The following is a 6,253-nucleotide window of genomic DNA, read 5'->3' on the forward strand; positions in this document are numbered from 1 at the left end:
GCTGCTCGACCACGTTGGGCGCGGGCAGGCGCGAAAGATCGACCGAAGTGAAGCTGTCGGAGGCCACGGGCATGCCCCACGTCATGCGCCGCGCGCGCGTGAGGGGAAGGCAGGTGGCCCGTAAGTGCGGGGCTTACGGTGAGTGGTGCACTGGCTTCGGCATCAGCCTCTTGCGCTTACCGGTTCCCACTCGGAGAGATGACTTGGCAGGCCTATCTCTGAAGTGTCCAATCCTGCTGAGTTCGAAAAGCAATGATCACCGAGGAGGTCATCGAGGGCGGCCACTGGCGAATGGTAGCTCCCCAAGTTTTCGTCTTCGAACATCGCTGACCAGCGGCCTGTTCGGCCAAGGACAATCGCGAACCGGCCCCATCTGGTTTGGTGAATATAGCCAATGATCTTCACCTGATTGCTCCTTGTTCATTGCGGGCCGCCTAGCCGATCAGCATGTTGCCGGTGATTGCGGCAACGCCCAACCAGAACGTGCCGACAATGAATGCAGGGGCCAGTCTGTCCAAGAGGGTGGGGCGACGGCCGTCTGCGTGACTGTCATAGATCCAGCTGCCTTCCCCGGCAGACCGTTCCAGCGCGGCAAAGGTCTGGCGAAAGTGCGCGGGATCGGCGGCAAAATCGACCTTGCGGCGCGAGCCAGGCACTTCCCGATCGTTCTCATCGATCACGCACAGAAACTGACCCATCGCCGATCCTTGTGGCTGCCCGCAGCGGGCGCTCTCAATGCCACGGGCGTGCCAGAATCGGGAAGCGGATTCTAGCCATCAAGCCCAAGCATCTCCTCGGCAACCTGCAGGGCAAGGCGTTCGTCCTCTGGTGCGAAGCCCAATAGTCGGCGGGAAGGGTAGCGATATTTGATGGCCCTGCCCTGGCGATCCCTGCCAACGGTACCGGGCAAGCCGAAGTGATGGATTCTGGCGACATTGTCGGCCTTGGCAGGGAAGATCTCGACGCTGTCGGGCTGGGCATCGATTTTCCACATCTTGGCAAGGCGGAACATCCTGAACATCCGGCCACCCTGCTTCTTTTTCAACCGGCCGCGCCGGTCGAGGCGCGGCTTGCGCGGCTCCATGGCTGTGCCGTCAGGCTGAATGTTGGCCCGGATCCGCGCGAGGTTGGAACGCCGAAGGGCTTGCCCCAATTTCATTGATGCGCGGCGGCGCCTGGCGGGAGACAGGCTGGCCAACACACGGCCAAAGAACTCATCGAATCCCGCCAGGGCCTCGCTGTCATAGCTCATTGCGGATCTTCGTCGATCAGGTGGCCAGTCAGATCGGGGATCGGGTCAACGTCACCCGCGCCCAGGAAATCGTCCCACAGGGGATCGGGCTCCGCGAGATAGTCCAGCGTCCACCCGCCGCCGTCGATCGGGGCGACGGAGACGTTTTCCTTCAGGTCCAGCTGGAGCAGGATGTCACTGGTGCTGTTGTCCAGCACGTCAACTTCGAAGCGGAAGCCATCGGCACCCGGTCGCAGCAGATCGGGCTGGTTGATGCGCAGCCAGCGGAACACGGCCAGGGCCAACAGGGCGATATCGCTGCGCGTTTCCTCCAGCAGCACGTTGAGGCGGTAGGCGAAGCCGAACGACAGGGAGTTGCTCTGGGTCGAGCGTCCAGCGCCATCTTCCACCCATATCCGCAGCCGATCGGGTTGCCCCCTGAATTCGGGCAGGGCCTCGGCGATCGCGGCGCGCAGGTCCTCTGCCTTGCGCATCAGTCCCACAGCCTCACGGTTTCGCGCATGGGAAACTGCGCGGCAGGCGGATCGGGCAGCCGGACGTTGGTTCCGCCGGGTAGGCGGGGGCCAAGATCGGCGAGGCCGGGATTGAGCTCGAGCGATTGCTCGGTAACGGCAGCGGTGCGCCCGATCACGCGCCAGCAGATCTCGTCCAGCGTCTCTCCGTCGCGGGCGGTGGCCAACATCGCCCTATCGCTTTGCTGCTTGCGGGCCGGCCATCAGACCAGGCTCACCCGGTTGCGAGGCGCGCGCTCTTCGGCGCCGATCGAGAGGAGATCGGCCACGGCGTGGTTGGCGATGCGGCGGTAATGATCAGCGGTCTGATCCTTGGCCTCGGCGCGGTCGCTGCCCTCCTGGGTAGCGGCCAGATCGCGGTGCCCGTCAGCCAGCTCGGCGGCGGCGAAGTAGCGCACGGCGCGCAGCCACAGCAGATCCGCCATGTTGACCTGGTTGACCTGCTGATCGGTTACAGCGGCCAGGCTTTCCACGCCGTTGGCAGCATGGCCGCTGCGCCAGTCGCTCAGCAGGCGCAGGCAGGTGAGAATGGCGCCTTCGGTGGCGGCGACCAGACGGGACGTGGTCACAGCGCCATCGCCCAGGCGCAGGGTGTCGCGGATCGATGCCAGCGGGACCGGGGGGAACCAGCCATCGGCCACCACGGCAGCCGCATCGGCATCGGCGGTGGGGGCGGGAGCGACCAGGCCGGTCATATGTGTTGTCCTATCGCTGCGCCGCTTCCGCCCTCAAGTAGCCGAAGGCGGTAGGGCAGACTGTGATTTTTACGGGGCGGGTGAGGTGAGCCGGGTGTAGCGGAGCTTGGGGCATCCGCCGTCCGTCTTACCGCCCGCCCCGAGCGCCGTGGGGCGGAGCTGGTTATGACGACGGAGCGGGCGCGAGCCGCTTCTCCAGCGTCTTGATATCGGTCTTAACACCGCACTTTTCGTCGAGTGCGAGGGCGCGCTTGAAGCAGTCGAGGGCCTCGGCCAGGTAGGCCATGGCACCACCGGCGGGCGCGTTGTCCGCGCCGGGGTTGAAATCGTCAGCCCGCGCCACCCAGCTGCGGCCCAGAGCCTTCATCAGCTTGGCCTTGGCCGGATCGGGCATGTCGGCCTTGCCGGTGAGAGCGTAGATCCGCACCAGCACGTCATGTGCGATCGAGCCGGGTTCCTTCAGCGCCAGTTCGGCCACGTCTTCGGCCAGGAAGCAGGCGAGCGTGCGGTTGTAGCGCTCGGGCATGGCCAGCCCGTGGCGCAGGGCGAAGTCTGCCAGGCGCAGGGCATAGTCGAAATCGCGGTAGTCGATCGCCCAGATCATGTTCACGATCAGGATCTCGTCCTGCACCGGCTGATCGGCAGCAAGCACGCCCTCGATCCAGTCGGCGAAGGTCTTGGCCAGTTCCGCCTTCTTGGGCTGGCGCGCCTCGTGGCTGGCGATATCGGACAGGCCGCGCACGGCCTCGTGCAGCACGGCCAGCAGTGCGGCGTATTCAGCGCCGGCGGGGCCAGCGGTGGGCGCGGCAGGTGCATCGCCTGCGGGGCGGGCGGCAGCGGAGGCGAGGCCTGCGAGGATCCTCTGGCGATTGCGAAGTGCGGGGCTGAACATGGGCTAGGCTCCTCGGTGGACGATGCGGGATCTGTGAGGTCCCCCGCGCAGAAGTGGCTCCACCTTGTCCAGCCCTCACGCCAGATCGGGTTTCACGGCCCCGGTTGGGCGGAGGCGGGTCTGCACCCGCCCCCTAGGTATTACGGTGCCGGGCGGGCCGGTGCGCCGCCGATGACGATGTTCTCGACCAGGACGGTGAGTTCATAGTCCTCGACCACATAGGCCTCGTTGACGCTCTCGTAGTTGGCGATGCGGTTCTTCTCCGGCTCGTCCTTCAGCATCCGGCGGCGGGTTTCTTCCTGCCAGTAGATCGACAGGTTATCGAGCCGGGTGATGAGGACCGCATTGGCCGGGAAGAACGGCACGCGGACCGCCTGCAGGCCGCCCAGCTGCTTGGTGGAGCGGAGAATGCGATCGGTCGCTTCCACCTCGGTGGCGGTGGCGCCGGTTTCCTGGGCGATGGTGAAGTACTTGTCGTCCACCAGATCGTGGCCGACGATGACCACTAGCTCGGTGTCGCCGCGATGCCATTCCGGCAGCAGCCGCTTGGCATCGAGCACCAGCGCATCGAGGCTGGCATAGTCCGCCACGGCGTGCGCCGAGCCGCCGACTTCGTCGTGTTCGGCGTTCGCATCGAAAAGTTCGACACCCGGCTTGACGTAGATCGCCTTCAGCGCGGCATTGTTGGTGCCATCGGTTTCGACGGTCAGCGAGCCATCGTTGAACACCTGGGCGGCGGCAAGGGTGCGAATCTTGTGCAGCCAGCCAATGTTGACGTCCTGCAGCAGCGGGTTGGCCACGCGATCGGTGGTGGCGGCCACGCTGGTGCCGTTCCAACCGATCATGATGCGGTCGCGGCCCTGCTGCTTGAGGATCGCATCGCGGATCTTGGTCTGGAAGTCCGGCTTGTGTCGCCACGCGTCCATCAGCGCGTAGGACTGCGACCAATCGAAATCGGTCTTTTCGCAAATGTACTCCCGCAGCTTGGAGCTGTCGGTGGGATCGGTGGGGTTGCGGACGCCAGCACCCGAAGTGTCGGTGCGGCCAGCCATCGTCCGGGTGACGCCCAGGCCGAGCACTTCGCCCTTCTGCTGGGTGACCGGCTCGACGTTGATCAGCTCGAGGAATTCGCTCGAATGCTTGATCTTCTCCTCGAGCGTCTGCTCGACGACCGGTGCGACGGCGAACTTGGTGTTGGCATCGCCTGCCTCGAGCCCGTTGAGCAGCGCAATCTGCGACACGTAGGCATTGAAGAGAGCGCGGGTTTCCTTGCGCATTGGGTGTGTCCTTGTTCGAGTAGGCGGGGGCGAGGCTGGGTGGTTGGCGGGTAGGGCGGATCAGCAGTCGGTGACGGCGAACTTGCCGTTGGCGCCGGCGGCGGCGGGGCGGGTCTTGTGCTCGTTGGCGGGGGTGGTCTCGAACTTGGTTTCGAGCGCCTTCAACCGCACCGCCTGGGCATCCGCTTCACCGCGGAATTCGGTGCGCAGGCTGTCCATCGACGTAGAGAACGTGGTGGCCAGTCCCTCGAAAAGCGGCTTCAGATCCTCGACTTTGAACGCAGCCGGGGCATCGCCGGGCTTGGGATCGACCTTGGCCGGGGGCGTGGCCGGCTCCTGCTTGAAGAACTTGCCCAGCACGCCTTCGAGCGAAGCGAGGAAGGACTTGCCGGGGGTGTCGTCTGCCGCCTCGGCGAATTCCAGCGCGGTGGGATCATTGCCCTGGCCATCATCGCCGCGCGCCAGGTTGATCACGCCGGGCAGGTTGCGGTTGAAGGCGAGGCGTTCGGTGGCGATGCTGGCCGGACTGTCAGTCAGCGCGGCACCCATCAGGTAGGCGAAGCCCTTGCCGCCGAAGTTCGGCTCGATCTCGATCGAGGGGTAGACCTTCTGGCCGGCGGCGTTGAGCTGCTTGGCTTCCTCGGTCACATCCAGCACGCCGAACAGGCCCAGGCGCTTTTCGGTGGTGCCGTTGAAGTTGACGTCCACCTCCTGGGTGGAGAGCTCGAGCACGTCGCCATAGGCACGGAACGGGGCCTGGCCGGAAATACCGCGGATATGCTCGATATTGAGCCGCGCGGCATAGGTTTTGGGATCGTAGCTGCTGGCCATTTCCTGCAGCATCTTCTCATCGATCACGCGGCCGTCGACGGTCGAACCGGCGGTGGCGAGGAGAAAGGGCTTGGTCTTCATCTGGGGCAGCTCCCGTCTTGGTGGCCGGGGCGCCAGGTGCCCCGCGTCTGAGGGCCGACAAGAGGTGTAGAATGGGCCTGCTGGCAACGCAGCTGGCCAGTAAGTCGGCAACTTACGGTGGCACCGCATGGCCAGAGGCCGGTGCGCAGGGTGCATGGCTTGGCCATGCACTGCGCCACTCCGCCAGATCCAAACGAAGACCAGCTGGCCGAGATCCAGCTGCGCCGGATGGCGCGCAGCTTCTACTGGAAGGGCTGGCCGCTGCGCGAGATCGCCCGCGAGCTGGACGTCAACTACAACACCGTGGCCAGCTGGAAGCGGCGCGAGAAGTGGGACAAGGCCGCGCCGGTTGACGTGATCGAGGACCGGCTCGAGGCCAAGATCGCCACCCTGCTGGACAAGGAGCCCTTCACCGAGGGCGACATGAAGCGGGTCGATTTCCTGATGCGCCAGCTGGAGCGCACGGCGCGGGTGAAGAAATATAGCGCCAGCGGCAAGGAGGGCGACCTCAACCCGAAGATCGAAAAGCGCAACGACGATGCGGCCAAGGCCAAACGGGCCGACAAGCGCAAGAACTTCCTCACCCTCGACCAGTGGCAGGCGCTGCTGGACGACTTCGAGAAATGGCGGTTCGAGTACCAGGACATCTGGTGGGACAACCGCGATCAGCGCACCCGCAAGATCCGCAAGGCCCGCCAGATCGGGGCCACGGT

At 65.2% G+C, this 6,253-nt stretch carries 9 protein-coding genes; 1 reads left to right on the forward strand and 8 read right to left on the reverse strand.

The features are described 5' to 3' along the window. Positions 1-434: 434 nt before the first annotated feature. From GRI99_RS18220 to GRI99_RS18255, 8 genes are all read right to left on the reverse strand, one after another. Positions 435-698: a hypothetical protein gene (locus GRI99_RS18220; protein ID WP_160773494.1), complete on the reverse strand. Its 264-nt coding sequence runs from the start codon at positions 696-698 to the stop codon at positions 435-437. A 71-nt stretch (positions 699-769) separates the two neighbouring features. Then, positions 770-1,252 carry a phage virion morphogenesis protein gene (locus GRI99_RS18225; protein ID WP_160773495.1) on the reverse strand — a complete coding sequence of 161 codons (483 nt, stop codon included), beginning with the start codon at positions 1,250-1,252 and terminating at the stop codon, positions 770-772. Continuing rightward, positions 1,249-1,725, reverse strand: a complete 477-nt coding sequence (locus tag GRI99_RS18230) for a phage tail protein (protein ID WP_160773496.1) — start codon at positions 1,723-1,725, stop codon at positions 1,249-1,251. The genes GRI99_RS18225 and GRI99_RS18230 overlap by 4 nt, the downstream gene beginning before the upstream one ends. Next, positions 1,725-1,931 carry a tail protein X gene (locus GRI99_RS18235; RefSeq protein WP_439098449.1) on the reverse strand — a complete coding sequence of 69 codons (207 nt, stop codon included), beginning with the start codon at positions 1,929-1,931 and terminating at the stop codon, positions 1,725-1,727. Before GRI99_RS18235 ends, GRI99_RS18230 begins: the two co-directional genes overlap by 1 nt. A 36-nt stretch (positions 1,932-1,967) precedes the next feature. Further along, a complete protein-coding gene (locus GRI99_RS18240) occupies positions 1,968-2,459 on the reverse strand; it encodes a head completion/stabilization protein (RefSeq protein ID WP_160773498.1) in 492 nt (163 codons plus the stop codon). Between the two features lie 163 nt (positions 2,460-2,622). After that, complete coding sequence (gene gpM, locus GRI99_RS18245; protein ID WP_160773499.1) at positions 2,623-3,351, reverse strand: phage terminase small subunit; 729 nt, start codon at positions 3,349-3,351, stop codon at positions 2,623-2,625. Between the two features lie 140 nt (positions 3,352-3,491). After that, positions 3,492-4,628 (reverse strand): phage major capsid protein, P2 family, encoded by a 1,137-nt coding sequence (locus tag GRI99_RS18250; RefSeq protein WP_160773500.1) that lies wholly within the window; start codon positions 4,626-4,628, stop codon positions 3,492-3,494. A 60-nt stretch (positions 4,629-4,688) separates the two neighbouring features. Next, entirely contained in the window at positions 4,689-5,540 is an 852-nt protein-coding gene (locus tag GRI99_RS18255; protein WP_160773501.1) for a GPO family capsid scaffolding protein, read from the reverse strand. Positions 5,541-5,705: 165 nt separating this feature from the next. Here GRI99_RS18255 and GRI99_RS18260 point away from each other — a divergent pair. Next, positions 5,706-6,253: terminase gpP N-terminus-related DNA-binding protein (locus GRI99_RS18260; protein WP_202393186.1), on the forward strand; the 548-nt coding region annotated here is incomplete at its 3' end.

The organism is Alteraurantiacibacter buctensis (assembly GCF_009827655.1).
Taxonomy (GTDB): domain Bacteria; phylum Pseudomonadota; class Alphaproteobacteria; order Sphingomonadales; family Sphingomonadaceae; genus Alteraurantiacibacter; species Alteraurantiacibacter buctensis.

Bases quoted from the DNA above. Each gene is read 5' to 3' on its own strand.
- GRI99_RS18225 (WP_160773495.1), bottom strand. From the start codon at position 1,252: ATGAGCTATGACAGCGAGGCCCTGGCGGGATTCGATGAGTTCTTTGGC.
- GRI99_RS18230 (WP_160773496.1), bottom strand. From the start codon at position 1,725: ATGCGCAAGGCAGAGGACCTGCGCGCCGCGATCGCCGAGGCCCTGCCC.
- GRI99_RS18220 (WP_160773494.1), bottom strand. From the start codon at position 698: ATGGGTCAGTTTCTGTGCGTGATCGATGAGAACGATCGGGAAGTGCCT.
- GRI99_RS18250 (WP_160773500.1), bottom strand. From the start codon at position 4,628: ATGCGCAAGGAAACCCGCGCTCTCTTCAATGCCTACGTGTCGCAGATT.
- GRI99_RS18255 (WP_160773501.1), bottom strand. From the start codon at position 5,540: ATGAAGACCAAGCCCTTTCTCCTCGCCACCGCCGGTTCGACCGTCGAC.
- gpM (WP_160773499.1), bottom strand. From the start codon at position 3,351: ATGTTCAGCCCCGCACTTCGCAATCGCCAGAGGATCCTCGCAGGCCTC.
- GRI99_RS18240 (WP_160773498.1), bottom strand. From the start codon at position 2,459: ATGACCGGCCTGGTCGCTCCCGCCCCCACCGCCGATGCCGATGCGGCT.